We start from the raw sequence: 23929 nt of genomic DNA on the forward strand, positions 1-23929 counted from the left end.
CTAGTTCCCCAAACAAATCTAATCCCTGACTATCTAGTGGTGATTCACTGGTAACTACTGGCTGATTTGATGCAGAGGAATCCTCAAATTCTAGTTCCCCAAACAAATCTAATCCCTGACTATCTAGTGGTGATTCACTGGTAACTACTGGCTGATTTGATGCAGAGGAATCCTCAAATTCTAGTTCCCCAAACAAATCTAATCCCTGACTATCTAGGGATGATTGACTGGTAACTACTGGCTGATTTGATGCAGAGGAATCCTCAAATTCTAGTTCCCCAAACAAATCTAATCCCTGACTATCTAGGGATGATTGACTGGCAACTACTGGCTGATTTTCAGAGGGGATTAATTTACTTTCGGTAGCAGTTGCGGTATTTTCTATAACGAAGTTTTCCAGGTCTAGTTCTGCGACTTCGGCTGTGAGAAATAAATTAGCATAAACATCCTCAACTTCTTGATCAGTTTTTGCCGATGATGGTTCGGATTGAGCCTCTGGAAATGGAGTTGTTGGTCGATCGACTTGGGGCCCGGAACCGAACAAGTTTTCTTCCAAATCCGGGAGCGAAATGCCTATGGAAGTACGATCGCGTTTCAACTGTCCGAATTGGGAAGAAATTTCTGTTCCCGCATAGGGTAGTCTTTCTTGTTCTGCGAGTTGGTTGCTACTACTCCCATCTGCGATGATCGCCATTTCTGCTCTGGGAGTCTCGTTAGCTAACGGGGTTTGAGAGGTGTTTGGTAGTATCTCGCTGGTGAAGTTGGCATTTCCGAGGGTGGACAAGTCGATGGGCTGCTGTAGGTAGGATGATGCTTCTCGGCCTAACTCCTGGGCCAAGTGGCTCACGAAAGCGGTAAACATCATCTCGCTCTGTTGACCGAAACCGTGCATTTTTTCGAGTCCTTGGGACAAAGATGCTTGATAGCTTTCCAAATTTGCTTGCAAAGCCTCGAATACAATGTGCATTGTAGAATCGAGTCTCATGAGCCTGCGATCGGCTTCAGTCTCGAATTCTTGCAGTTGTTCCAACCTGGGGGCCGATGTCGGCACCGATGATTCTCCTGGGGCTTGTGGATGCACCTCCAGGGAGTCCGAGGTAGTTGCTTGGGGGCTTGGGGGTAAATTGCCGAGCCAGGTTTCTTGCAAGCGGCTGGTGACTGCTTGCAAAAATTCCGAAATGATTTGCTGTTGGTGGGCTTGTTGCTGAGCTAAGGATTGTTGCTGCTGACGTCTGACTTCCAGCTCCTTGATTTCTTGAACCAGAGCCTGCTGTTGTTGACGGAGAGCTTCTATGTCTTCTTGCAGTGGACCAGTCAGCTTTTCTCGCAAATGGCTGATTTCTCCGGTGACTGCTTGCAAGATTTGCTCTGTGGTTGAGTGTTGATTTGTCGCCAGTGGCACTTTGGGTACTGGAACTGGTTGCGGGCGTATCTGGGGACTGTTGGCTGGTTTGTCTGGCACCATTAGCTTTGAGTCTGGGGAAACCAGATAGGTGCGAACTCGCTCTAAAAGTTGACGCTGGTGCACGAGATCGATCGAACCCGTCCAAGGTAATCGGGGTACGGGTTTGCTGAGTACCTCGTCAATCTCAGCAATTAGTGCTTGAATTTTGTACTTCTGAGAATTCAAGGGCGGAACCTCTAAGAATGCGGCTTGCGAAAAACTTTACCAAAAAAAGGCTGAAGTCATGGGAGAGTCATGTTCAAATACATAGATTAATCAGGATGCAATCCCCCTGTTTCGGGTGTAGTATTTTTGGGCCCGACCATCTGTAGGGTTCTTTTTACTTCTTGCCAACTACTATCTATGTTTTGCCTTGCGATCGGTAAGAATTGATGATAGCTTTTTATCTTTATCTATGGCTAGACATTAATGGTACAATGTTTTGGGGGTTCTCTGATAGGTTGCTAAGACAACTCGCCAGTCTCGCAAGATCGATCGCCAACCTTGAGGCTACTATTCCCCCGAATCTTCCATTGATGCTGACCTGGGAGAGTTGCTCGCCAGTAGAAAATCCTATTTTGTTACTGGCATGACATATTAGCGGACTGTACCAATAGACTGTTGGGGTCTCCTGACAACAAAGCTCTCAGCGGAGTGTTAGACTATCTCTCGCTAGCTGCTTGACAAAGGTAGTCACATCCTCTGACTCTCGGACTAGGCTGCTACAATTATGTAGCTAAACTTCGGTGACAGATGTTGGTATCAAAAATTGTGGTATATTTTTTAGCTTCTAGCTCCCAATCCGAGATTTAGGCTATTAATTCCATTTTTTGACCTTTTTGAGCAAAAATTTAGAGGTAAAACTGCTAATTTTAGATTCTTGTTTGTAGTTTCTTAAATCCAATGACTCGGCTGCAAGCTATTTTTAACTGCCCAGCACAGCTCGAACGCATAAATTAAAATGATGGCCTCATGGAAGACCGCTTTAACACCCGAGATCCGCAGTCAAATATCAATCAATTGATAGTATCCACTCCTTTCTTTTTAGGCTTACCCGATCCTGTAATTGAGAGAGCAACTGTCCACATTGTTACCCGCAGCCATCCTTCAAATCAAGTGATTTTGTTGGAAAATGACTGGGGTACATCTGTGTATTTTATATTGGATGGTTGGGTTAAAATTCGCACCTACAACTTAGACGGAAAAGAAGTAACGCTCAATATTTTAGGCAAAGGAGAGCTATTCGGTGAAATGGCTGCGATCGAAGAAACACCGCGATCGACAGATGTCATTACCCTAGCTCCGACACTGATCGGTAATATGCCATCCCAGGATTTTGTGCAACTAATTCACACCGAGCCGCTAGCAGGGATTCGGCTCGCTCAACTGATGGCCCGCAGGCTGCGACAAGTTAATCGTCGTCTCCGCTTGCGAGAGTCCGACAGTACCTCGCGAGTAGCAGACATTCTATTATTTTTGGCAGAAGGACAAGGGAAAATCATGTCCACAGGAGGTACAGAAATTCCCAACCTCCCACACAGAGAATTGAGCAGTCTCAGCGGTCTAGCGAGGGAAACAGTAACGCGGGTGCTGAGCAAGTTGGAAAAAAAAGGAACTATTCAGCGCGAACGCGACATTTTGTGTATTCCAGACTTGCACGCCCTAGAACGGCTGTTAGTCTAGAAATAAGAGACTTACAACTGTGGAAGTTGCGGTCATGCGATGGACAGGGATTTGAACGCAGCCATTAATTTATCGCGGTTGGCTAAATCGTGAAAGCTTACCAAGGGATAACCGCTCCCATGCTCCCGTTGAAGTAAGAAGCAAATGTCTAGACAAGTCTTGGATTTTTATAGCAGATTGTCAACTGTGAACTAAAGTCGAAGGCATTCTCTCCCTTGTCGCTGTTTATTAATTACCATCGGAGGTTAATCAATGAGTTTTCATAAAATCTTTGCGGCCTTAGATGACTCTGAATTGAGCCACCGCGTGTTCAACGAAACTTTAGAATTAGCTAAGGCTAATCAAGCTGCTGTGATGCTATTTCATTGCGTCACCGTCAACTCCTTGGGCGAGTCTGCCGTACCAATTCCGGTAGATTTGGGCATGAATGTACAATTAATGGATCAGGCTTATCAAACTCAACGTTTGTTGCTAGAAAAAGAAGTCAAACAAGGGGAGAGTTTGCTGAAAAATTACTGTGACGCAGCAGCAAATCAAGGAGTGAAGGTGGAATTTGACTCCCAAATAGATGGCGATACAGGCCATTGTATCTGTGAGTATTCCCAAAATTGGGGCGCAGATTTAATCATCTTGGGGCGGCGTGGGCGCACGGGGATCGCGGAAGCTTTCCTCGGTAGCGTCAGCAATTATGTCGTTCACCACGCATCTTGCTCGGTTTTTGTGATTCAGGAACCCAAGGTCTAAAAATAATCGTGGTGATTGTTTAGCTGAGAAATTTAATCTCAAATCACACTGATGACCAGAAACCAGAAGTTAGGGATAAATATCAATTTGGGCTAGGATTTATCGACTCAAAAAAACTGGTTTCTAGTCCCGTGAAAGTTAAAATTTAAAATATCAAATCTAAAATCGGATGAGTGATTTTTTCTCAGCAGATTCTGCATCAAATTTGAGCAGTTCGCCTAATACAAATAACGACCCGCAGAACCCAGCTATTTCAGCTTTGTCCGCCGATCGCCCAAATCCAGACCCAACCTCAAACAGAAACGCAACACCTTTGAGGCTGGTAGAAACGGCATTTTTAGCAAGTACCGCTAGCTTGATTTGGCTAGTCAATTACTACTTTCCACTGGGACCTTTGCTGCGAGTCTTCTTTCCAGTGCCCATTGCCCTAGTCTACCTGCGCTGGGGTCAGCGGGCCGCTTGGATGGCAGCTTTAGTTTCGGGTTTGTTACTATCGGTACTGATGGGTCCGACCCGCAGCATTTTATATGTCATACCTTTTGGGATCATGGGAGTTGCCCTCGGAGGACTGTGGAGGCGCAAAACCAGTTGGTCTGTTTCGATTAGTTTGGGCGCGCTAATTGGGACTTTTGGCTTCTTTTTTCGGTTTTGGCTGCTGTCAGCCTTGGTGGGCCAAGACCTCTGGGTTTACGTCACCGCCCAAGTAGCAGAGATGGTGGAATGGGTATTTGTGAAACTAGGTTGGCTGAGCGTGCCGAGTTTGAACACGATTCAGGCGATCGCGGCCGGGATGATTTTAGTTAATAATATTATCTATTTATTCGTAGTACATTTAGTAGCTTTGCTGTTGTTAGATCGTTTAGGAAATCCCATCCCCCGACCACCACGCTGGGTACAAGTTTTGATTGATTACGAAGAATAGTTATTGAAGACCCAATAACTAATAACTAATGATGATTGATATTTATACAGAAATTCAACAGGGCAAAAGGTGGGTGGAATCCTATCGGGGGAAAAAACCCATATTTGCCTGCATTTTAGGATTTACTGATACTGGCTTAATTCCCGGTATTTCCGCAGCAGGTGCAACTCCCCACGATCGCCAATTTACCTGTTTAGCAGATGCAGAATTTTTGTATAACGGCCCCCAAATTCAGCCCCAATATCCCTTGCCACCCCTAAAAGCAGGCGCATCGCCGGTACTGATATCTCGCGCTGTAGTCGAGGCTTTGGAAATTCCCCTTTACCTATTTAACGCTGGTTTGCCCTTGCTTCCTCCCGTACCTACCATAGATTTAGGGGGGCAAAGGGCCAAATGTCTGACATCTGGGAAGGCTTTAGCACTCAAAACAGTGGAACATTTGCTGGCACAAGGATTAATGTGGGGAGCTAAATTAGCTGCTACCACCCATGATAGCTACGTGATTTTAGGGGAGTGCGTGGTTGGCGGTACGACTACGGCTTTGGCTGTATTAATGGGCTTGGGTATAGCGGCGGCGGGGAAAGTTAATAGCAGTCACCCTCAGTGCAATCATGCTCAAAAATTCGCCGCAGTGACTACGGGACTTGAAATGGTGGGCTGGAAAATGGGGGGGAAAATATCTCCTCTGGAATTGGTGGCTGCGGTGGGAGATCCCATGCAGATAGCGACGGCGGCAATGGCGATCGCGGCGAGTCGGACTTGTGGCGTCATGCTGGCTGGTGGCACTCAAATGCTGGCTGTCTATGCTTTGATGGAGGCGATCGCCCGCGAATATGCTCTTGTATGGTGTCCCGAACGAGTGGTGGTGGGGACCACTGGCTGGGTGGCTCAAGACCCTACAGGGGACACGGTAGGACTCGCTAATGAAGTAGGCGGTGTACCTTTGTTGGCGGCACAGCTAAGTTTTGCAGGTTCTGCTTATCCCCAACTTCAAGCTTACGATCGCGGATATGTCAAAGAAGGTGTCGGTGCTGGAGCGTGTGCGATCGCATCTAACATCATGGCAAACTGGACTCCATCTCAACTTCTAGAAGCTGTTGAAGTTTTAGCCTCGCGCTTATCAAATAACTAAATTCCTGCTGGGAGTGGCTATATTTGCTGAGGAACTTTTTCCCGATATTTACTATCATTTTTCAATGAAAATTATCTATTTTTGTGAGTGTATTCTTTTTGACAGCAACTGTTCCTCCAGGGCGGCAATGCGATTGTAAGCTGCTGTGAGCTGGGCGGTTAGGCGCTGGATTTGAATATCGGTTGTCAGTTCTTTTTCCAGGTTTTGAGAATTCTTGTCAAAGTAACTGTCATCCAATAGGATGTCTTTGTGATCTAGCATCGCATCCAGATTGCTGTAGGCGGGATAGGCAGAGAGCGATTCACGGCCTTCGAGGCTCGATCGCTGGTTGTTCTGTTGCTGGGTCAGCTTAGTTTGGTTAGCTGACTCCAATAAATTTTGATTGAGATTTTCTATGAGTTTGTAGAGGGCATTGACTTGTTCAGTCAATAGTGAAACTTGTTGACGAAGCGCTTCCATAAATCAGTCCTGTGTATCTTAACTTATATGTTTATATCTTAGGCAAATCATTACATAAATGTGATTTATCACCAAATTATTTAATTTTTGAGCCAACTCTTGTGATATAAATCATGAGGGTAGATTGAGGCGATACATTTCAGCAAAATTGATAGGTATTTGTTCCTCAATTTGAAATTTTACCCTTCATCCATTGGGTGTCTTCCTCCAGATTCATCCGTTTTTAAATAAAAAATATGGTCTGCGATCGACCAGAGCGTCAATCTATCCGTGGCGTCAATTAGTGGTGTTCCCCTTCGTAAAAGTAAATTGCCCCTGGGTTGCTGTACCTCATGTTTGCGATCGCCAAAGTGAGGGCCACGGGGGCTTGGGGACGATTACGCCCTGGAAAAGAGAATTTTAAGCAGCCCAGGCTGCAACTTTGTGTGAAAAAACCGAGTACAATGGCTCTGTGTTTGAGGAAGAAATAACACACATCGCCTCCGAGTACCGGACTCGACCAACGATTATTTCTCCGGCCACAGAACACAAAACCATCGGTAAATATTTAGAAAAGCGCATTCAAAAGTGAAACGAAGGTCTTTGCTATTGGGGACAGCTACCCTAACTTTAACTCAATTGGCTGCTGCGTGTGAGTCGAAGCCTAGTCTCAAAATTCGATCGCTCAAAAATGCGATTCCGGCCCAACTCGTCAGCAAGTTTAGCCTCGATTCAAAACCCTCTTCAGTTTTGCAGGTAACGCAGTCAACGCAATTAACAGAATTGTTCGCCCTATTGCAAGACTGGAAACGGAGTCCCCAAACCAAAAATCAAGCTGACTTAGTGATGCTGGGAGATTACTGGCTGACTTTGGCAATTAGGCAAGAATTAATTAGACCGATCGATCCCCAGAAATTTTCTAACTGGCCACAAATCCCCGAAAGATGGCGAACACTGGTAAGACGAAATAATGAGGGTCAGTTAGACCCTAAAGGTAAAATTTGGGCCACACCTTATCGGTGGGGAAGCACTGTAATTGCCTACCGCACTGACAAATTTAAGGCTTTGGGATGGACTCCTACAGATTGGAAAGACCTCTGGCGTGAGGAATTGCGCGATCGCCTTTCTCTACCGAACAATGCCAGAGAAGTCATTGGTTTAACTTTAAAAAAGTTAGGTAAATCCTACAATACCCAGGATTTAGATAAAGTTTCTAACCTCAAAAAAGAACTCGCAAAATTACATCAGCAAGTTAAATTTTATAGTTCCGATGCTTACCTGCAACCTTTGATTTTAGGTGATACTTGGTTAGCCGTTGGTTCATCAGCAGACATCCTACCGCTGTTGGTAACTCAAAAAGATCTAGCCGTAGTAGTTCCCCTGGCGGGCACTGCACTTTGGACAGATTTGTGGGTAGAACCAGCGTCGGGAAATCCAGTACCATTAGTAGCAAAATGGATTAATTTTTGTTGGCAACCTTCTGTTGCGCCTCAATTATCTTTGCTGAGTAAAGTTAGTTCGCCGATTGTTGTGGGGATGAAACCGGAGAATTTGCCTGGGGAGGTTCGGACTAATCCTGTACTATTACCCGATGCCAAGATTCTGGCTCGAAGCGAGTTTCTACTGCCTTTTGGCGATAGGGCGATCGCACAATATCGATCGCACTGGGAGCAAATGCGACAAGTTATCAAAGGTTAAATATCAGACATCTCCCATAATTGCTGTAGAACAGGGCAAACAGCCTGTTGTGCGCCAGCTTTTTGGGTATTCTAGGAGAAATTCCAGAAGTCGGGAGTTGTGGGAATCCTGCGGCAAATTCCCGACTTCTGCTTCAGCCAACTCGATCAGCCTTTCTTCATCCAAAACTTCAATAGGTTTTCTTTGACCATATTTTGCCGCATCACCTCTAGTAGATATTCCTGAGCTTCATTTTGACTTAAGGTTTTGACTTGTTCTCGCAACACTTGCAGTTTGAACTGCTGTTCCATGCTCAGACTTATAGGCATATCCATAAATCGCTCCTCCACTTTGCTACATGAGATAAATCGAAATCAGATATATCGAAATCACGTTTCGCTGGATTTCTTTTGTTCCTACATTGTAAACTATCATAACATTAACTTGACAATCTGTCCAAGGTGTACATTTTGCTACTAATTTGTGCCATAAAAGTACATCTAAGTGGGGGGAGCTTTATCATAAAAAAACGTACAAACCGCGAAGACTAAGCCAAAGGAGCTATTTATGATGGATGCAATGGAGTTTTTTCACAGCAGTGCAGGGAAGTGGCGATCGCAGCGTAGCACTCACCACCTCCCTTTCCGCCAAACGGAGATTGGGGATTCCAATATTGAGGTGACGGCCCTTGGTGCCGATGACACGCGAGTAGCCGAGATTTGTCAGATGCACGAAATTGACCCCAGTCGGGCTGCCGGAGGCGCTTTTGTGACTTGGCACGGCTCCATGGCCTGGGATAAGGATGATGAGAATCATAAAGGCTCTACGGTGTTCGCGATCGTCCCCGATCCTGAAAATCCGCGCCAAGGTTTGATGTTGCGGGAACGTGGCTATGCGGAAATTGTGCCGGTGGCTGGTCGTTTTGAGATGGATGATGAGGATGGGCTGATGCTGATTACCGAATACGAGACGATGAGTTCGATCGAGCGTTTCTGGTTCGCAGGTCCCAATGTGCGGATGCGGACAAGTACGGTAAAGCGCTTTGGCGGTTTCAGCACTTCCACTTTTTGTACAGAAGTTCGCGTGGAACCCGATGCCGAGGCCGCTTCGCCAGCAGCAGAGGCTGAGCCAGTCACTACCGAGTTCTACTCAGCCTTGGGCTGGTAATTTGGTTGTTGGTAGCCAACAGCCAACTGACAACCGTCAACAATATTACAGATTGTTGCAAAAATTCAGGAAAATCAGATTTAGGCTGCGAGAATCCCCTAATCTATTTAATTAGGTGTACCGTGGGGCACACGGAAACAAGAGAAGTGATTCTCTAACGCTTGGGGAGATAAGCCCTCTAAGGCTGTTTAAATTAGGCTCAAAACTTGGTTCAATTGAACGGATTTTAGGTTTAAATATTGCCGAAAGGATGGACAGTTTAAAGGTATATCAGTGAACCAAGAATCTCAGTGGCTTCAGCCCTGAGAGTGTCAAGCTGGCCGATCGCAGTATCAGCTATTTGTGAAAATTTGAGATAACGGAGATTATAACGTGGCGCTTCCTTTGTTGAACTACGCTCCTAAGAGCCAAAACCAGCGCGTAGCTGGCTATGAAGTCGGAGGCGACGAGCAGCCCAGAATTTTCACAACTGAAAATGTGCTCTCGTCGGGGGACATGGAAAATTTGATTTGGGCTGGATATCGCCAGATTTACAGCGAACACCAAATCCTTAAGAGCAACCGCCAAAAGTCTTTGGAGTCGCAACTCAAGTTCGGCCAAATTACAGTGCGGGATTTTATTCGCGGTTTGGCTACTTCGTTCCCTTTCTTGGAACGGAATTATCAAACTAACAGCAACTACCGCTTTGTCGAAATGTGCGTTCAGCGCATTTTGGGCCGGGATGTTTACAGCGAGCGCGAAAAGATTGCTTGGTCGATCGTGGTAGCTAATAAAGGGCCTCAAGGCTTTATTGACGACTTGCTCAATAGCGATGAGTACCTCAATAAGTTCGGCTACGATACAGTGCCTTATCAGCAGCGCCGCATCTTGCCTCAGCGAGTTGCAGGGGACACACCCTTTAACTTGAAGACTCCTCGCTACGGTGAGTACCACCGCTCGCAGCTTGGCTTCCCACAAATCATTTGGCAGAGCTCTGTACGCCGTTTTGTGCCTCAAGAGAAGCAGCTCAGAGCTGGAGATCCGGCAAATTACCTGGGTATGGCTCGCAATATGCCAATGCCTGCTACTGCTCCACAGCGCGTTCCTCTGGCTAATATCAATATCGAGACGATGGTTCCTCGCCGGGGTCGGTAATTGATAGCGTTTGGATACATTTAGTTGTGTCACGCGATCGACTGAATCTATCAGTTGTTAGTCTGAGAGAATTTTGAGTTTTGAGTTTTGAGGTTTGAGTTTTTTACTAAACTTGGAATCCGAAACTCAGAACTCATTATTTTTGAGAAAAAACCCGAATATCCTCAATACTCTTAATCCCATCAACAGTCAGAATCTCCGTACCAACAACAAAACAATTCCCGACTTTTGTTACCGTATTACTAACCGGATTAGCATGAGCATATTGATAATCATTCTGACTCATATTCACTTACAGCAATATGTTCACCTGTAGCCAGTCTTGTGCAAATGATAAGAGTACATTATTATAAGTATGGATTCTTGAAGCTTAATTAGTTTTATGAAAATTATTTTGGGCGACATCACAAAATTGGAAGTTGATGCAGTCGTGAATGCTGCAAATACCAGTTTACTTGGAGGTAGTGGAGTAGATGGATCAATACACAGAGCAGCAGGCTCAGAACTTGTTCACGAGTGCCGATTGCTTGGAGGATGCAAGATTGGGGATGCTAAGCTAACTAAAGGATATCGCTTGCCTGCACGCTTTATCATCCACACGGTAGGACCTGTATGGCGGGGAGGCGATCGTGGAGAACCTGAACTCCTGGCCGAGTGTTACCGCAAGTGTATGCAAATCGCCGCAGATAAAGAGTTCGAGAGTTTGGCATTTCCTTGCATTAGCACTGGCATTTACAGATACCCCAAGGCTCTAGCAGGTGAGATTGCGGTGAAGATATGCTCCGAACAAATACAAAATAGTGGTGGCCCTCAAAGAGTAATTTTTTGCTGCTTCGATCGAGAAAATTATGAAATTTATGAAAAGATTCTATCTAACTACAGTTAATCCTCTCTTAAATGGCTAACTGATAGTCTGTCAAACAAATTCAACAAAGGTTTAATTTCAAAATATTGAAAAATTTTTCAAAAGCTTTGCTGAAATTAAAGTTCGCACTAATTTTAAAATATTCATCAAATACCATTTGTTCAGAAACAACATCTATAATTTCCTGTTGAGAGTCACCAGAATCCCATAGTGTTATTCTAGCGATATAATTATCAGAATCTAAGTCCAAGCGTAGACTTTGTTCAACGATATCAGATGGAGATTTTACTATCTCTAATTGATAACCCCTGTTCTCAATTTCCTGACGTTTTTCCTGCATCCAATTTTCAAATTGAGTTAACATAATTCTGAACAAACTCTCTAATTTAACTTTGTTGCTGTATGAGTTATATTTGTTGCTTTAGGCATTTCAGGTATCGGTAGACCTTTTTTAGCAGCAAGTCTTCCGTCTAAACTATTAGGACTTTTAATGCTAGCCCAACCTTCTTTTGTTTGTCTTATACCAGAGGCAGGTACATCAAACTCTACATAGACAGCACCGGGCTTAGCTTGACTCATGAATGCTTCTGAATCTGCGGGGAATGCAACATATGTAGTACCAGTATAACTTTCTTGAACTACACCAGTCTGCTGCATTTTAGCAAACTCATCAGAACTCATCCAACGACCGACTCTTACTTTTGACAATTAAGGTAAATTCTTGGACTGCATTGCCGTGTCCTCTATATCATGCCTGAGTCCAACACTATTCATCTCTCTCTTCTCTTCCTCTGTGTCCTCTGCGCCCTCTGCGGTTAAATCACTCAAAAACAACCGTAAACCAGCTTACCCAAACAATCGCTGCTGTCCATTAGCCGCATCTTTCCCCGCATAAATCTCGCGAGTTCCCTTCGGAATATAAATCCAGCCAAACTCTTGCAAACGATTGGTCAAATTGGAAATACTCACTCCCAATTCATCCCTCATCTTGTATAAATGCGACCATTTAGTTAAATCCCGTCCCTGTCTTTTATCCTCCAAAATACATCGCGGCATCAACAAACAGCTTGCAAAATATTGTGCTTGCCATTCGATCGATGCAACCTTAGTATCAGCACTCGCACCCCGACACACAAACGGTTCCTCCACATCCTGCGACGTGTTTCCCCCATTTTCCAGATTTAACTCCAACTGTTCCACAACACCGTCAGCTTCATCCTGATTGATGTGCAGCACCCAGTGTCCGATTTCATGGGCGATGGTAGATTCGATGAAGCCTGGGGGTTTTGCCAAAATCTGTTCGTTGATTTCAATTAACCGTTGCTGCGGCAAAATTCTAGCAGCGATCGCACCCTCTTCATCAGGTTCAATCCAGTCCCAAACTACTCCTAAATCCAGGAAATCAGCCACCATTGTCGCCTCAAAAGGCCATCTCGGAGCAAAATTTTGTGTCTTTTGCATCCGCATCAAAATGTCATTTGCCAAACCCTCGATCGATTCTTTGGGATAGAAGCAATACGGCTTAAAAATACTCACTTTGAAAGCCCTCTCTTAGGATTGGAACGACTTTTTGAGCCAATCTGGATTTTCTTGCATCCGGCGGAAAAGAGCCTGCATTTCCTTCGGATTCTGCTTCAGCAAGGCTTCGTACTGCTGAGGTAGTCTCCCGGCTAAGAAAATTAGTTCCTCTTCATTGATGTCAAGATTCCGTGCTAGCGATCGGATTACCTCCTCTTTGGGTGCATAATCCGCGCGATCGTTCTCCAACTTCGACAAATAGGTAAAATCCACACTTAGCATAGCTGCTAGCTCACGTTGTGAGAATCCTTTGTCCTTGCGAGCTTGACGGATGAGTCTTCCAAAGGTCTGTTCTAATGTCTGTTCCACGTTTTTTCGCCTCCCTCCAAGCATTCTAGCCTGTTTTGATGAAAAATTCAACAAAACACTTGACGGGAAAATCAACATACGTTAGACTAGGTTTAGTTGACGGGTTAATCAACACTTTAGCCACACAGGTAGAGTTAAAATGGCTAAACCGCCGACAACACACGCTATATACAGCCTGTGGATTGTCAAAAAAGTCGGAAGCGCGATCGGTCAAAACGCTTGTACTGAGAAAACAAGGAGGAACAGATAGCCAATGCTGAGAACCTGGACAGACACCCATTACAAGCTAGAAGACGACGACTGGCTATACATCGCCACCCACGAAGAACAAAACTCGGCCTCACTGGTATGTCCGGGTTATGCAAGGGATGGCGAAGGCTTCAGCATCCACTTCACCCCAGCCCACCTAGAAATGTTAGAGCATTTACTCGCTGCACTGCGGATAATTAAAGCTCAGCAAGAAGCGATGCTTGAATACACATATCCCGAACCAAAAAAAGCCAAACATCTCATTAGGTAATTGAAGGAAGAAGGCCCAACGACTGCGTTTATCCTGAGCGTAGCCGAAGGGCTCAGGGAACGCTTCAGGAAGAAGGAAGAAGGAAGAAGGAAGAAACTATTCCCAATGCCCAATGCCCGATTCCCAATGCCCAATTTGCTGTAAATCAATAATTAAAGGAAAAAACAATGACTAAAACACAAGAAAGACCAGTATTTTCAGTATTTGGATCTAAACCTACCAACGCTTTGCTAGTACCAGAAATTCCCATCGCCGTTCGTAACAATTGTCAAAGCGGACAGTGGACAATCGGCGATACCGATTATGGTAGCAAATGCTCCATGACAATCCTCAAATTCTCCAAATTCTTCGGCAGTTTAGGTCAAACTTCCCACACACTTTGGGGTCAACTCTGGTTTGTCGCCGAAACTGGCGAACTACCCCAAGGAGTTGTGATGGTCACATACATCAAAAACCGCAGTCTGAACGATTTTAACCGCTTAGTTGCCTCAGTCCAATCTCGCGGAGTAGAGCCAGCTACAGGTATCTTCATTCCCGAATTTACCAAACATTCCGGTCAAAAACCAGATGATAGCGGAGTAGTAAAACCAATCAATTACTACAGCTTAAAATGGTCTTGGATTGAGCGCAAAGACTGGGGAATCATCGACCAAGCCGCCGCAGTATTGTCCGATATGAGCAATCAATCTCGGATGATAGATTTGGAAGGAACGCGGCAAATGATCTGTTTGGACAATCTCCCTCCCCAGGAAGTTGCCTGTTTGATGGCAGCCCATGCTAACGGTGAAAATGATGCCCTTTCTTTAAACTCTAACGGTGCTATCTCACTGCCAGCAGCCCAAGATAAATCAACTGCCGACTTGTTCTAAATCTAGGCAAAGGGCGCGATTCTATCTCGCCCTTTGCCTAGATTATTACTAATTTGAAACGATGCCGAAAATAACAAACATCCAAAACCCATCGCATCTGATGGAGAGCCGTTTGAGAGCCAATTTAGAGCTGATAGAACAAATTCGAGCCGATTCTATAAACGACATTCAAAGTCTCACCGAAATGTGCCAACACATGACTTTAGTCACAGAATCTATTCAGCAAAATTACCAAGCTTTATTGGCGCAGAATCAATTGCTAACCGGCAAACTTTTGAGTATAATAGACGAGTGTAATTGCCGGGAAGGGAATCGCTGCGGGCGCTGTTTGGAAATTCTCAAAACTTTAGGAGGCGAAAATCTAGAACCCAAACCGGATGCAGTTCAAAAATATCAAACTCTTCTCACCCAACTCCGCAAGTTAGGATAGCTAAACACCTTTGCACCCACAGAAATAAAAATTAGAATCAGGAGAAACCAGCATTATGACACTAGGAACAGCCAAAGAAAGCAAAGCCAAAATCCAGCAAAATTTTCAGCAAATTATAGCGGAAAGAAAAAAGATTGAATCGAAAGTAGAAACGAAAGAACAGTCAGCCGAAAAAGCCAAAAACCAACAACTCCTCGAAGTCGCTTCTACCTATACAATTGACAGTATTGTCAAAGGCTTAGCGGACTTGCAATTAGATTTTGGTAACATCATCAGCGGACTTTCAGAAAAATTAAATACGGAATCATCAAAATTAGATGAATTAAAGCGCGCCATTGAAATAGAAACAGCACAATTGCAACAATTGCAGCAAATCCGAGTTGTAGCAGATGCACTCTATATTTTAACCCAAGAACACCAAGAGAAAATAACAGCCTTAGAGCAAAGTGCAGCCCTTCAGCACGAAGTTATCGAAAAAGACAGGCTTCAAAAACGCAAAATCTGGGAAAAAGAACAACAAGAATTCGACGTAGCAGTTGCCGAACAAACTGCACTAATACTCAAAGAACGTCAACAGGAAACAGCCGATTATCGCTACGAATTAGAACGCACCCGCAAAATTGAAACTGACGAATACGAAGAAAAGAAACGCAAACTAGAACGAGAATTGCATCAATATACCCGCGAAAAAGAGAAGAATTGGGTAGAGCGTGAACAAGTCCTGAGTGACAATCAAGCTGAGTTTGAAAAGAATCAAACTAAAGCAGCCGGATTTGAAGAAGAACTGAAACAGGCTTATATCAAAGCCAAAGAAGAAGCCATTCAAGAGGTTTCCCGCGAAGCTAAAGTCAAAGCAGATTTAGTGGATAAAGAATGGGAAGGAACTAAGCAGGGATATGAATTGAAAGTGCAATCTTTGCAGCAGAATATTGGGCGACAAACTGAACAAATTGCGGAAATTTCGGCGCAACTGCAAGCTACGATGAAGCAAGCGCAAGATTTGGCAATGAAAGCTTTTGCTACTAAATCTTAAAGATTAGAAATTCGGCGGTTTAAACCGCGACTACACAAGCGAAGTCCGCCTGCGCGGACTAAGAAGTTGAACTTAAATCAAACAAAAATCGCCCAATGATTAGGAGATGAAAAGTTGTGAACAAAAAAGTGAGTGATAAGAGTACCAAAGCTGAAATTTTGGAAGCATACAAAGAAGCAACAGAAGCTAAGGCTGCTTTGGAATTGCAACTGAAGCAGGTTAATAAAAGCCCATCAGTCAATGTTTCGCAAAAGCAAACTGTAGTTCCAGAAAAAGCGATTATCGAGGTAAATAAACCAATGGTTGTAACTCAAACTCAACAAAAAATGCAGGCTACGATCGACAATTTAATTTTACTGCAATTTGGCTTCGGTGGTGCGGTCAGCGAATTGTCTGAAAAACTGACCTCCGAAGCGTCTAAACTGGAGGAATTGCGACGGAATGTAGGTGAGGAAGTTCAACAACTGCAAGAGTTACACAGTTTAGAAGATGTTGCGGAAGATACCCTGGATAATTTAATCCAACAATACGAAGAAAGTGCGAAAACATTTACTGAAGAAATCAGCCAACAGCGAGAAACTATTGAACAGGAACTCCTGGAATTACGCAAAGCTTGGGAAAAAGAGCAACAACTGCAAGAATTAGCAGTTCAAGAACGGAATGATAGCGAGCAAAAAGTTCGCGATCGGGATGAAGAGTTGTATGATTATGATTTGGAGCTTCAGCGCAATCTGGATATCGAAGAATATGAACAGCGCCAGCAAAGGCTGTACAAAGAAATCGAAGAATTTAAGCAGGAACAGGAGAAACAGTGGGCGGAACGGGAGAAATCTATTGCGGAACGGGAAAAACTTTATGCTGAGGTGAAAGCAAAGGTGGAAGCTTTTCCGAAAGAACTGGAAGCTAATATCAAGAATGGTAAAGATAATGGTCGGAACATCGGCAATTATCAAGCTAAAGTTAAGGCGGATTTGTTTGCTAAAGATTTGGAAGGACAAAAGCAAAATTATGAACTGCAAATCCAAGGTATGTTGCAGACTATTCAAAATCAAGAGTCTCGCATTGCTAGCTTGTCGAAACAATTGGATTCTGCGTTGAAACAGGTGCAAGATTTGGCGGTGAAGGCGATTGAAGGTGCGTCGAATTTGAATTCGTTTCAGGCTGTGAAGGAAATTGCGATCGAACAAGCGAAGACTCAGCAGAAAAATAAGTAATCCGTAGCAGTTTTAGATACCCGATTTCTTGAAGAAGTCGGGTATCGGGGTATGGAAGGGAGAGATTTTTGCGATCGCCCGCGAACTGTGCAAATATATAAGTATTTAGGATTAGGACAACTGCTATGCTTGATACTAAATGAGTCGTAAAATTTTTACCCCACCCCAACCCTCCCCTTACCAAGGGGAGGGAGTAAGAAACTCACAAATGATTTAGGATTGCTATATGCTTGATACTAAAAACTTCGATCCGCGCGACATTCCTATATATTCTATCCCTCAAGCAGCGCAATATCTCAGGCTGCGGAAGGATAGGTTGCGAGATTGGGTTGGTGGCTGGTTCTCGAAAACAAAAGCGGAAAAGCGCTTCTTTGAGCCACTGATTAAGTTACCTCACCCCAAAAATTTTGAACTGCTTCCCCAGTCCAAAACTACACTACTTTCTTTCACAAATTTGGTAGAGGCTCATGTCTTGATTGCCATTTTTAAGGCTACTGGCTTCTCCCGAAAACAACTTAGCACTGAACTCGACTACATCAACGATCATCTTTCGACTCCTCAATTATACGGTGGAATTGAGTTTCAAATCGAGGGAATAGCTCTTTTGTTTGAGAGATTCGGACAGCAGCTTGCAGCATCCGACAGGGAACAGGAAGCAAGACAGATTCTAAAAACTTATTTCGATCGCATTGTACGAGATGAAGCTGGATTACCCCTCAAACTCTACCCTTTCACGAAGCTACCAGGTGCCGACGAACCTAAAACAGTGATGATTGACCCCAGAATCTCCTTTGGCCGCCCAGTTTTAGCTGGAACTGGCATTCCCACAGCTATGCTGGCGGAACGTTACAAAGCTGGGGATTCCATCGATGAACTTGCCGAAGACTACAATTGCGATCGGCTCCAAATTGAGGAAGGTATTCGCTGCGAACTTCCGCTGTTGGCAGCATGAATGAGATATTTTTCATAGACAGATGTTTAGGAAAGAAACTGGCAGATTCACTACGAAATGTGGGGGCTACAGTAGAAATTCACGACGATCATTTTAGTCAAGATATCAATGATGAGGATTGGCTGAGGATAGTTGGAGAGCGCAATTGGGTGGTATTAACAAAGGACAAGAAAATCGCTAGCCGTCCTTTGGAGTTATTAGCCGTGGCTCAAGGCGATGTACGGCTTTTTGCATTTGTGGGCGGCGATGTTTCTGGAGTTGTAGTCGCACAAGCTTTTGTAAATGCCTTAGAAAATATGCAACGATTTATTCGGGGGAATCAAGCACCTTTCATCGCTAAGGTACACCAGTCTGGTAAAGTAACGTCCTGCAAAAACCAAAAGGAACTTTTGAAAAAGCTCCCTAAAAAAGCATCACTCGGCGATTGAAACTTTTTGACATTGAAATAGACAAACGAAGTCCGCCGAGGCGGACTAAGAGAAAGTGCCTATTCTGTTTTGTTAGGTGGGTTTACTTAGCTGGAATTAAGCCTTAAGAACGGTTTAAGACTTTTCGTTTGTAGGAGATTTAGGAAACTTGCACTTTACCTCTATTTCTAAGTTGCTTTCTGCTGAACCTTCGGTAATATATGGAATGCCAGTTTTGCCACCCATTTTGATAGAAAATTTTAGTGTTACTTCTTCAACCTCAGCCGCACCAAAATCTTTAAAAGCCGTCACAGCATACATAGCATAATTGCGAATGAGCAGGCGAGCTTGCTGCATCCGGTTAAGCGCATCGCTTCCCAGGCCCCTCTCTTCGTCATAAGGACTATCGTCCTGTGAGGTTGCAGCTTCGTCAATTACGACTTCGTACACTTCACCCTTTTCTTTAAAAGCGAAACGCTGTAATTCGGACATAATGTTACCTTTTGTTAAGTTTATGTAGATTTTACTTAAAGATCGAGCTTGCTTCCGGAAAGTTTAGTTATTATAGCGTTTAAAGGAAAACAACGGTTCAGGGTGTTTGTCAATTAAGCCAGTATTTTTAAGTTCAGGTGAAACTCAATGGCTCGTTATGCCCTGGTTATTGGTATTACTCAGTATCAAAGCTCACAAATGTCGCGTCTTCCGAAAGCTGCTAGTGATGCGGAGATTTTGGCGCAAGTATTAGAGCAGTATGGCGGTTTTGAGGTGAAGCGATTGCCGGCACGATGGAATGCCGAAAAAAATTGTTTTGAAATTAGCGCTGATAAGGCAGTTACAGCGGCTGAAGTCGGTCAAGAATTGAGAACTTTACTGTTAGATAGAGCTACTAAAAATGAAGCTTTGATTTATTTTGCTGGTCATGGCTTTACCTTCTCCGATACATTGGGACAGCAAAAGGGAGTTTTAGCGACTTCTGACTGTCAGGTGGAAATGGCTGGGAAGGAAGTTATTGACTATAAATATGGTATTTCTTTAGCAAGTCTCAACGATTTAATTCAGCAATCCGATTTGAGCAGTTTAGTAATGTTGTTGGATTGTTGTCATAGTGGCTATTTTTTAGAAAGCCAGCTTGTGCAGCAAACTCTGAGGGCTTTCAGTACACAAAGAGATTATTATTTAATGGCGGCTTGCCGAACATTTGAGACTGCCAAATCTTTAAAAGGTGAACCAAATAGTTATTTTACAGGTGCTGTGCTGAAGGGATTGGCATCAGCAAATGCGGGTCGCAATCGTCGTGTTAGTGGAGATCTTTTGTTCGACTACATCAGTGGGGAACTTAAGAGTTTTGTGCAAGAACCGATTCGCATGGGCTGGGGCCGCTCCATTACTCTGGTAACGTATCCGCAGTCAGAAATGCCGGCTACTGAAATTAGTTTCGATCGCCAAAATCCCTATCTAGGACTTTCTGCTTTTGAAGCTGAACAAGAAAAGTATTTTTGTGGGCGGGAGGAAGCTGTTCGGATACTGATTACTCACTTAACTAATAGTCGTTTTATTCCGGTTATTGGCTATTCTGGTTCGGGGAAATCTTCTTTAATTAAAGCGGGATTGCTGCCACAGTTAAGTCGGGATAGAATTCCTGGTAGTAGTCAATGGTCAGTTGAATCTTTTACTCCTGGGAAGTATCCCCTAGGAAAGTTGGTGGATGTTTTAGCTCGGTATCGAGAGCGGAATGAGCCTTTTGTAATTTTTATAGATCAGTTTGAGGAGGTATTTACGCTTTGTGAAGATGAATCTGAGCGGCGGAGTTTTATCCGTTTGATTGCAGATGAGATGAACGATCCTGAGCGAAACAGCCGGATGATTATTGCAATTCGTGGAGATTTTTTAATTCGTTGCGCTGATTATTCAGACGTTTTAAATTTGATCAATCACATTCCGCCTAGAACTTATATTGTCAAGTCGCTAGGGATTGAAGAGTTGCCAGAGGCGATCGAGAAACCGGCCCAATTGCATGGGGTAAAATTTGAGCGGGGGTTGGTATCGCAAATTGCCCAAGATGTGGCGGGTCAACCGGGTGCGTTACCGTTGTTACAATATGCTTTGAAGGAGTTGTGGCGAGTTTGTATTGAAAAACCGGAATTTCCAGAACCGTTACTGACGAGAAAGGGCTATGAAGATATTGGTGGTGTTCAAGGGGCTTTGGAAAATCGAGCTAATGCGATCTATCAAAGTCTTAGTGAGGGCGATCGCCTTTTTGTACGCAAACTGTTTATGGAGTTGGTGCAGTTGGGTGAGGGTACGGAGGTAACGCGCCGGCGGGTTGATTGGGATCGACTAAGGGCGATCTCGGATTCTCCAGAGCAGTTAGATCGGGTAATTGGGCTGTTAGCTGGGGCGCAGCAGCGTTTAATTATTGTGGATGAAAACACGGTGGAAGTGGCTCACGAAGCTCTGTTGTGTCGCTGGAAGTTACTGAGTAATTGGATTGAAGAGGATCTGGAGAATATTCGGATTTCTCGGCGGTTAGAGATAGCTTGTCGGGAGTGGGAAGAAACTTATCGCAAGTCAGATGATGCGCTGCTGACGGGGGCGCGCTTGGCGGAGGTTGAGGAGTGGGAGAAGAGGGTGCTGCCGAATTTGACTGGGGATGATAGGGAGTTTTTGGTAAAAAGTGTTGGTAGGCGCGATCGGGAGGTGCAAGATGATTTAGAGCAACAGCGACAATTGCGAGAACTTGCCGAAGCTAAGGCTAAAGCTGAAGCAGCAAGAGCTGAAGAGGAAACAGCTAAAACTATAGCTCAGATGGAAAGAGCGAGAGAAGCTCAAAAAAGAGCTGATGCCGAAGCAGAAAACGCTAAAAATCAAAGCGCTAGAGCTGACGCTGAATCTGAAAAAGTCCGAGTACAAAAACAGCGGACTCGGTTAGCGATCGCATCCCTAATTACCATGACAGGATTGACTATACTTGCGGGAACAGCCTGGATTAACGCAGAAAGAGGTCAAATTATCGCCCTGAGTCAAGCATCAGAAGCCAAATTTATTCTAAATCGAAATTCTCTCGACCCTTTGGTTGAAGCTTTAAAAGCAGCTACTAGGTTAAAACAGATAGGTTGGGTTCCTGGTAATAAAGAAGTGCGCGAACAAGTAATGGAAACTCTAACACAAGCAGTTTACTGGGTAAGAGAGCGCGATCGCATCCAAGCTCATAATACTGTTGTCCAGAGCGTCAGTTTCAGCCCCGACGGTACAATGCTTGCTAGTGCTAGTTTCGACAAAACTATAAAACTCTGGAAGATCGAAGAAAATCAAAAAAAATCTATTGTCTTACAGGAAAAATTCCAGCACGGTGATCCAGTTTCTTCTGTAACTTTTAGTCCTGACAGCAAAATAATTGCTAGTGCTAGTTTCGACAAAACTGTAAAACTTTGGAATCAAGACGGCACTTTGAAATACACCTTGCCGCATGACGATTTAGTTTATAGCGTTACCTTCATCTCCAATGACATGATTGCCACAGGCGATAATAGTGGTAAAGTCACTTTCTGGAACTCCACTAATGGGCAACAGATAGGCAAACCATTTAAACCTCATCAGAAAACAGTTTGCGACTTGAAATTTAATAAACAAGGAAATATCTTAGCTACTGCCAGTGTAGATGGTACAGTCAAACTTTGGAAGTTAACACCAAAACTTCAACAAAATCCAATAATTTTGCAACACAACTCCAGTGTTAATAGTGTAAGTTTTAGTCCTGATGGTCAAATGATTGCTACAGCTAGCCAAAATAAGATAGTCAGATTTTGGAAATTAAACGGTACTCCTCTGAGTAACCTAACCATAAAGGGAGAAAGCGGATTTACCAGTGTAAGCTTTAGTCCTGACCAAAAAACAAACAAAAACACAATTGCCACTGCAAACTTAGACGGTCAAGTGCAGCTTTGGGAGCAAAACGAAAAAGAAACAAAAAAAATAGAAACTCTTAGCGGTCATACCAGCCGAGTAAAAAGCGTTAGCTTTAACAAGAAGGGAGATATCCTGGCTTCAGCTAGTGGCGATACTACAGTAAGACTTTGGCAAGTTAAACTGCCTTTAGTGACTCGTCTCCAAGCTGATAGCCAGAAAGTATTTTATGTAAGCTTTAGTCCTGACGGTCAAAAATTTGCTAGTGCTGGTCAGGATAGCACAGTACAAATTTGGGATAAAAATGGTAACTGGCAACAATCTTTAATCGGACATACCCAGCAAGTTAATAGCGTAGATTTTAGCCCGCCGAATGGCGATAAAATTGCTAGCAGTAGTCGTGATGATACTGTCAAGCTTTGGACTTGGCAAGGAAAACAATACCAACTAGAGAAAACTATATCTAGGCAAAGTCCTTTAGAAAGCTCTAGTAGCGTTAGCTTTAATCCGATTATAAGTAACCCGTTACTTGCTTTAGCTGATAGTAAAGGGAGTGTGAAAATATTAGGTATAGATGGGAGCAAAAAAAATGAGTTCTTAGCTCATAAAAGAGAAATATGGACTGTTATTTTTAGTCCTAATGGTGACTATATGGCTACTGCTAGCGGCGATTTCACGGCAAAGCTTTGGGATATAAAAGGAAAACCAAAAGCTACTTTAGAAGGACATGATGCAGCAGTTCAGGATATAAATTTCCATCCCAAAAGAAACCTCATTGCTACTGCTAGTGAAGACAAAACTGTAAAACTCTGGAATTTTAACGGTCAACTGTTAAAAAATATAACAGGTCATAGCGATCAAGTGATGAGCGTTCGTTTCAGTCCTGACGGTAATACAATTGCTAGCGCTAGTAACGATCGCACCATTAAACTGTGGAACTTAGACGGGACTCTCATCACCACTCTCAAGAGTCATAGCCGTGCGGTTAATACTATTAGCTTTAATCCCACCAATAGTAAAATCCTGATCTCTGGCAGTTCAGATGGTACTATAATTATATGGCGGGAGTTAGAAAATTTAACTCTGGAGGGTTTGGTAGAACGAGGGTGCAAACATTTACACGGCTACTTCCAGACTAATCCCCAAGCTCCGCAAAATATTTGCAAGTAAGCCCTTATCACTTTTACTCAAGTTAATTCAATAAAAACATCGAGGTAACAATGGAAACTCAAGGAACAGCAAACAACCAAGCAAAGGACTGGAGAAAGCAAGGATTGGGATGGGTACCAGACTATCCAGATGAAAGAGATTATCTGTTGGATAGTGAGGAAGTTCAAAAAAATGGCAATTCCATTAGGAACAGTGGCAATCTCAGAAGAAACGAAGTTACTAAATCGATTGAAGATATTGCCGAAAGCTTGATCAAATTAATTAAAACTGTGGAAAAATTCCCAGGCAAGAAACCCTTGAAGATTTAAAAACAGAGCTGGAGAATCAAGTATTTGGGG

General features: G+C 43.8%; 26 protein-coding genes and 2 pseudogenes. 19 read left to right on the forward strand and 9 right to left on the reverse strand.

Going from position 1 to position 23929, the window contains the following annotated elements:
- Positions 1–1630: pseudogene (locus ACBR23_RS20360) on the reverse strand (hypothetical protein); the annotation flags it as partial.
- A gap of 786 nt (positions 1631–2416) precedes the next feature.
- On the opposite strand from ACBR23_RS20360, the gene ACBR23_RS20365 reads away from it, so the two are divergent.
- The 5 genes and pseudogenes from ACBR23_RS20365 to cobT all read left to right on the forward strand — a co-directional run bounded on the left by ACBR23_RS20365 (position 2417) and on the right by cobT (position 5925).
- Entirely contained in the window at positions 2417–3127 is a 711-nt protein-coding gene (locus tag ACBR23_RS20365) for a Crp/Fnr family transcriptional regulator (RefSeq protein ID WP_340525437.1), read from the forward strand.
- A gap of 15 nt (positions 3128–3142) precedes the next feature.
- A pseudogene (locus ACBR23_RS20370) lies at positions 3143–3220 on the forward strand (zinc ribbon domain-containing protein); the annotation flags it as partial.
- A 159-nt stretch (positions 3221–3379) separates the two neighbouring features.
- Positions 3380–3871, forward strand: coding sequence for a universal stress protein (locus tag ACBR23_RS20375; RefSeq protein ID WP_341737659.1), 492 nt, complete (start codon positions 3380–3382; stop codon positions 3869–3871).
- A 169-nt stretch (positions 3872–4040) separates the two neighbouring features.
- Entirely contained in the window at positions 4041–4793 is a 753-nt protein-coding gene (locus ACBR23_RS20380; RefSeq protein WP_341737660.1) for a DUF2232 domain-containing protein, read from the forward strand.
- Positions 4794–4824: 31 nt separating this feature from the next.
- Positions 4825–5925: a nicotinate mononucleotide-dependent phosphoribosyltransferase CobT gene (gene cobT / locus ACBR23_RS20385; RefSeq protein ID WP_371117277.1), complete on the forward strand. Its 1101-nt coding sequence runs from the start codon at positions 4825–4827 to the stop codon at positions 5923–5925.
- 75 nt (positions 5926–6000) lie between these two features.
- Here cobT and ACBR23_RS20390 read toward each other — a convergent pair whose 3' ends face one another.
- Positions 6001–6384, reverse strand: a complete 384-nt coding sequence (locus tag ACBR23_RS20390; protein WP_341737661.1) for a hypothetical protein — start codon at positions 6382–6384, stop codon at positions 6001–6003.
- 421 nt (positions 6385–6805) lie between these two features.
- Here ACBR23_RS20390 and ACBR23_RS20395 point away from each other — a divergent pair, with 421 nt between their 5' ends.
- The gene (locus ACBR23_RS20395) at positions 6806–6955 is read left to right on the forward strand and encodes a phycobiliprotein lyase (protein WP_341737662.1); all 150 of its coding nucleotides are present in this window, start codon (positions 6806–6808) and stop codon (positions 6953–6955) included.
- Positions 6952–8061: an extracellular solute-binding protein gene (locus ACBR23_RS20400; RefSeq protein WP_371120355.1), complete on the forward strand. Its 1110-nt coding sequence runs from the start codon at positions 6952–6954 to the stop codon at positions 8059–8061. The genes ACBR23_RS20395 and ACBR23_RS20400 overlap by 4 nt, the downstream gene beginning before the upstream one ends.
- A 146-nt stretch (positions 8062–8207) precedes the next feature.
- On the opposite strand, the gene ACBR23_RS20405 is transcribed toward ACBR23_RS20400, so the two are convergent.
- Positions 8208–8375, reverse strand: coding sequence for an NblA/ycf18 family protein (locus ACBR23_RS20405; protein WP_340525620.1), 168 nt, complete (start codon positions 8373–8375; stop codon positions 8208–8210).
- A 235-nt stretch (positions 8376–8610) separates the two neighbouring features.
- On the opposite strand from ACBR23_RS20405, the gene ACBR23_RS20410 reads away from it, so the two are divergent.
- Both ACBR23_RS20410 and ACBR23_RS20415 read left to right on the forward strand, forming a co-directional pair.
- Entirely contained in the window at positions 8611–9207 is a 597-nt protein-coding gene (locus ACBR23_RS20410) for a phycobiliprotein lyase (protein ID WP_371117276.1), read from the forward strand.
- Positions 9208–9579: 372 nt separating this feature from the next.
- Positions 9580–10341 carry a phycobilisome rod-core linker polypeptide gene (locus ACBR23_RS20415; protein ID WP_371117269.1) on the forward strand — a complete coding sequence of 254 codons (762 nt, stop codon included), beginning with the start codon at positions 9580–9582 and terminating at the stop codon, positions 10339–10341.
- 136 nt (positions 10342–10477) lie between these two features.
- Here ACBR23_RS20415 and ACBR23_RS20420 read toward each other — a convergent pair whose 3' ends face one another.
- Positions 10478–10627 carry a hypothetical protein gene (locus tag ACBR23_RS20420; protein ID WP_371120354.1) on the reverse strand — a complete coding sequence of 50 codons (150 nt, stop codon included), beginning with the start codon at positions 10625–10627 and terminating at the stop codon, positions 10478–10480.
- A 96-nt stretch (positions 10628–10723) separates the two neighbouring features.
- On the opposite strand from ACBR23_RS20420, the gene ACBR23_RS20425 reads away from it, so the two are divergent.
- Positions 10724–11227, forward strand: coding sequence for an O-acetyl-ADP-ribose deacetylase (locus ACBR23_RS20425; protein ID WP_371120353.1), 504 nt, complete (start codon positions 10724–10726; stop codon positions 11225–11227).
- A gap of 40 nt (positions 11228–11267) precedes the next feature.
- Here the strand turns inward: ACBR23_RS20425 and ACBR23_RS20430 are convergent, their stop codons facing one another.
- The 4 genes from ACBR23_RS20430 to ACBR23_RS20445 form a co-directional block, all read right to left on the reverse strand.
- Positions 11268–11570: a hypothetical protein gene (locus tag ACBR23_RS20430; protein WP_371120352.1), complete on the reverse strand. Its 303-nt coding sequence runs from the start codon at positions 11568–11570 to the stop codon at positions 11268–11270.
- 17 nt (positions 11571–11587) lie between these two features.
- Positions 11588–11887, reverse strand: a complete 300-nt coding sequence (locus tag ACBR23_RS20435; protein WP_371120351.1) for a hypothetical protein — start codon at positions 11885–11887, stop codon at positions 11588–11590.
- A gap of 165 nt (positions 11888–12052) precedes the next feature.
- Positions 12053–12742, reverse strand: a complete 690-nt coding sequence (locus ACBR23_RS20440; protein ID WP_371120350.1) for an ImmA/IrrE family metallo-endopeptidase — start codon at positions 12740–12742, stop codon at positions 12053–12055.
- A gap of 15 nt (positions 12743–12757) precedes the next feature.
- A complete protein-coding gene (locus tag ACBR23_RS20445; RefSeq protein WP_371120349.1) occupies positions 12758–13093 on the reverse strand; it encodes a helix-turn-helix domain-containing protein in 336 nt (111 codons plus the stop codon).
- Positions 13094–13346: 253 nt separating this feature from the next.
- Between ACBR23_RS20445 and ACBR23_RS20450 the strand changes: the two genes are divergently transcribed.
- From ACBR23_RS20450 to ACBR23_RS20480, 7 genes are all read left to right on the forward strand, one after another.
- Complete coding sequence (locus tag ACBR23_RS20450) at positions 13347–13613, forward strand: hypothetical protein (RefSeq protein WP_340525636.1); 267 nt, start codon at positions 13347–13349, stop codon at positions 13611–13613.
- Positions 13614–13780: 167 nt separating this feature from the next.
- A complete protein-coding gene (locus ACBR23_RS20455; RefSeq protein WP_371120348.1) occupies positions 13781–14482 on the forward strand; it encodes a hypothetical protein in 702 nt (233 codons plus the stop codon).
- Positions 14483–14543: 61 nt separating this feature from the next.
- Positions 14544–14912 (forward strand): hypothetical protein, encoded by a 369-nt coding sequence (locus tag ACBR23_RS20460; protein ID WP_371117260.1) that lies wholly within the window; start codon positions 14544–14546, stop codon positions 14910–14912.
- A gap of 55 nt (positions 14913–14967) precedes the next feature.
- Positions 14968–15945 carry a hypothetical protein gene (locus ACBR23_RS20465; RefSeq protein WP_371117259.1) on the forward strand — a complete coding sequence of 326 codons (978 nt, stop codon included), beginning with the start codon at positions 14968–14970 and terminating at the stop codon, positions 15943–15945.
- A gap of 116 nt (positions 15946–16061) precedes the next feature.
- Positions 16062–17159, forward strand: coding sequence for a hypothetical protein (locus tag ACBR23_RS20470; RefSeq protein WP_371117258.1), 1098 nt, complete (start codon positions 16062–16064; stop codon positions 17157–17159).
- A 226-nt stretch (positions 17160–17385) separates the two neighbouring features.
- Positions 17386–18111: a DUF433 domain-containing protein gene (locus ACBR23_RS20475; protein ID WP_371120347.1), complete on the forward strand. Its 726-nt coding sequence runs from the start codon at positions 17386–17388 to the stop codon at positions 18109–18111.
- Positions 18108–18539, forward strand: a complete 432-nt coding sequence (locus tag ACBR23_RS20480; RefSeq protein WP_371120346.1) for a hypothetical protein — start codon at positions 18108–18110, stop codon at positions 18537–18539. The genes ACBR23_RS20475 and ACBR23_RS20480 overlap by 4 nt, the downstream gene beginning before the upstream one ends.
- Before the next feature lie 114 nt (positions 18540–18653).
- Here the strand turns inward: ACBR23_RS20480 and ACBR23_RS20485 are convergent, their stop codons facing one another.
- Positions 18654–19010, reverse strand: coding sequence for a CU044_2847 family protein (locus tag ACBR23_RS20485; protein WP_371121383.1), 357 nt, complete (start codon positions 19008–19010; stop codon positions 18654–18656).
- Positions 19011–19157: 147 nt separating this feature from the next.
- Between ACBR23_RS20485 and ACBR23_RS20490 the strand changes: the two genes are divergently transcribed.
- Complete coding sequence (locus tag ACBR23_RS20490; protein ID WP_371120344.1) at positions 19158–23591, forward strand: caspase family protein; 4434 nt, start codon at positions 19158–19160, stop codon at positions 23589–23591.
- Positions 23592–23641: 50 nt separating this feature from the next.
- Entirely contained in the window at positions 23642–23899 is a 258-nt protein-coding gene (locus tag ACBR23_RS20495) for a hypothetical protein (RefSeq protein ID WP_371120343.1), read from the forward strand.
- The last annotated feature ends 30 nt before the right edge of the window (positions 23900–23929 follow it).

The organism is Microcoleus sp., assembly GCF_041354475.1.
Taxonomy (GTDB): domain Bacteria; phylum Cyanobacteriota; class Cyanobacteriia; order Cyanobacteriales; family Microcoleaceae; genus Microcoleus.

Coding starts and splice junctions, on each gene's coding strand:
- ACBR23_RS20450 (WP_340525636.1), top strand. CDS start 13,347: ATGCTGAGAACCTGGACAGACACCCATTACAAGCTAGAAGACGACGAC.
- ACBR23_RS20490 (WP_371120344.1), top strand. CDS start 19,158: ATGGCTCGTTATGCCCTGGTTATTGGTATTACTCAGTATCAAAGCTCA.
- ACBR23_RS20375 (WP_341737659.1), top strand. CDS start 3,380: ATGAGTTTTCATAAAATCTTTGCGGCCTTAGATGACTCTGAATTGAGC.
- ACBR23_RS20455 (WP_371120348.1), top strand. CDS start 13,781: ATGACTAAAACACAAGAAAGACCAGTATTTTCAGTATTTGGATCTAAA.
- ACBR23_RS20430 (WP_371120352.1), bottom strand. CDS start 11,570: ATGTTAACTCAATTTGAAAATTGGATGCAGGAAAAACGTCAGGAAATT.
- ACBR23_RS20405 (WP_340525620.1), bottom strand. CDS start 8,375: ATGGATATGCCTATAAGTCTGAGCATGGAACAGCAGTTCAAACTGCAA.
- ACBR23_RS20365 (WP_340525437.1), top strand. CDS start 2,417: ATGGAAGACCGCTTTAACACCCGAGATCCGCAGTCAAATATCAATCAA.
- cobT (WP_371117277.1), top strand. CDS start 4,825: ATGATTGATATTTATACAGAAATTCAACAGGGCAAAAGGTGGGTGGAA.
- ACBR23_RS20460 (WP_371117260.1), top strand. CDS start 14,544: ATGCCGAAAATAACAAACATCCAAAACCCATCGCATCTGATGGAGAGC.
- ACBR23_RS20390 (WP_341737661.1), bottom strand. CDS start 6,384: ATGGAAGCGCTTCGTCAACAAGTTTCACTATTGACTGAACAAGTCAAT.
- ACBR23_RS20485 (WP_371121383.1), bottom strand. CDS start 19,010: ATGTCCGAATTACAGCGTTTCGCTTTTAAAGAAAAGGGTGAAGTGTAC.
- ACBR23_RS20465 (WP_371117259.1), top strand. CDS start 14,968: ATGACACTAGGAACAGCCAAAGAAAGCAAAGCCAAAATCCAGCAAAAT.
- ACBR23_RS20425 (WP_371120353.1), top strand. CDS start 10,724: ATGAAAATTATTTTGGGCGACATCACAAAATTGGAAGTTGATGCAGTC.
- ACBR23_RS20410 (WP_371117276.1), top strand. CDS start 8,611: ATGGATGCAATGGAGTTTTTTCACAGCAGTGCAGGGAAGTGGCGATCG.
- ACBR23_RS20495 (WP_371120343.1), top strand. CDS start 23,642: ATGGAAACTCAAGGAACAGCAAACAACCAAGCAAAGGACTGGAGAAAG.
- ACBR23_RS20380 (WP_341737660.1), top strand. CDS start 4,041: ATGAGTGATTTTTTCTCAGCAGATTCTGCATCAAATTTGAGCAGTTCG.
- ACBR23_RS20420 (WP_371120354.1), bottom strand. CDS start 10,627: ATGAGTCAGAATGATTATCAATATGCTCATGCTAATCCGGTTAGTAAT.
- ACBR23_RS20435 (WP_371120351.1), bottom strand. CDS start 11,887: ATGAGTTCTGATGAGTTTGCTAAAATGCAGCAGACTGGTGTAGTTCAA.
- ACBR23_RS20480 (WP_371120346.1), top strand. CDS start 18,108: ATGAATGAGATATTTTTCATAGACAGATGTTTAGGAAAGAAACTGGCA.
- ACBR23_RS20475 (WP_371120347.1), top strand. CDS start 17,386: ATGCTTGATACTAAAAACTTCGATCCGCGCGACATTCCTATATATTCT.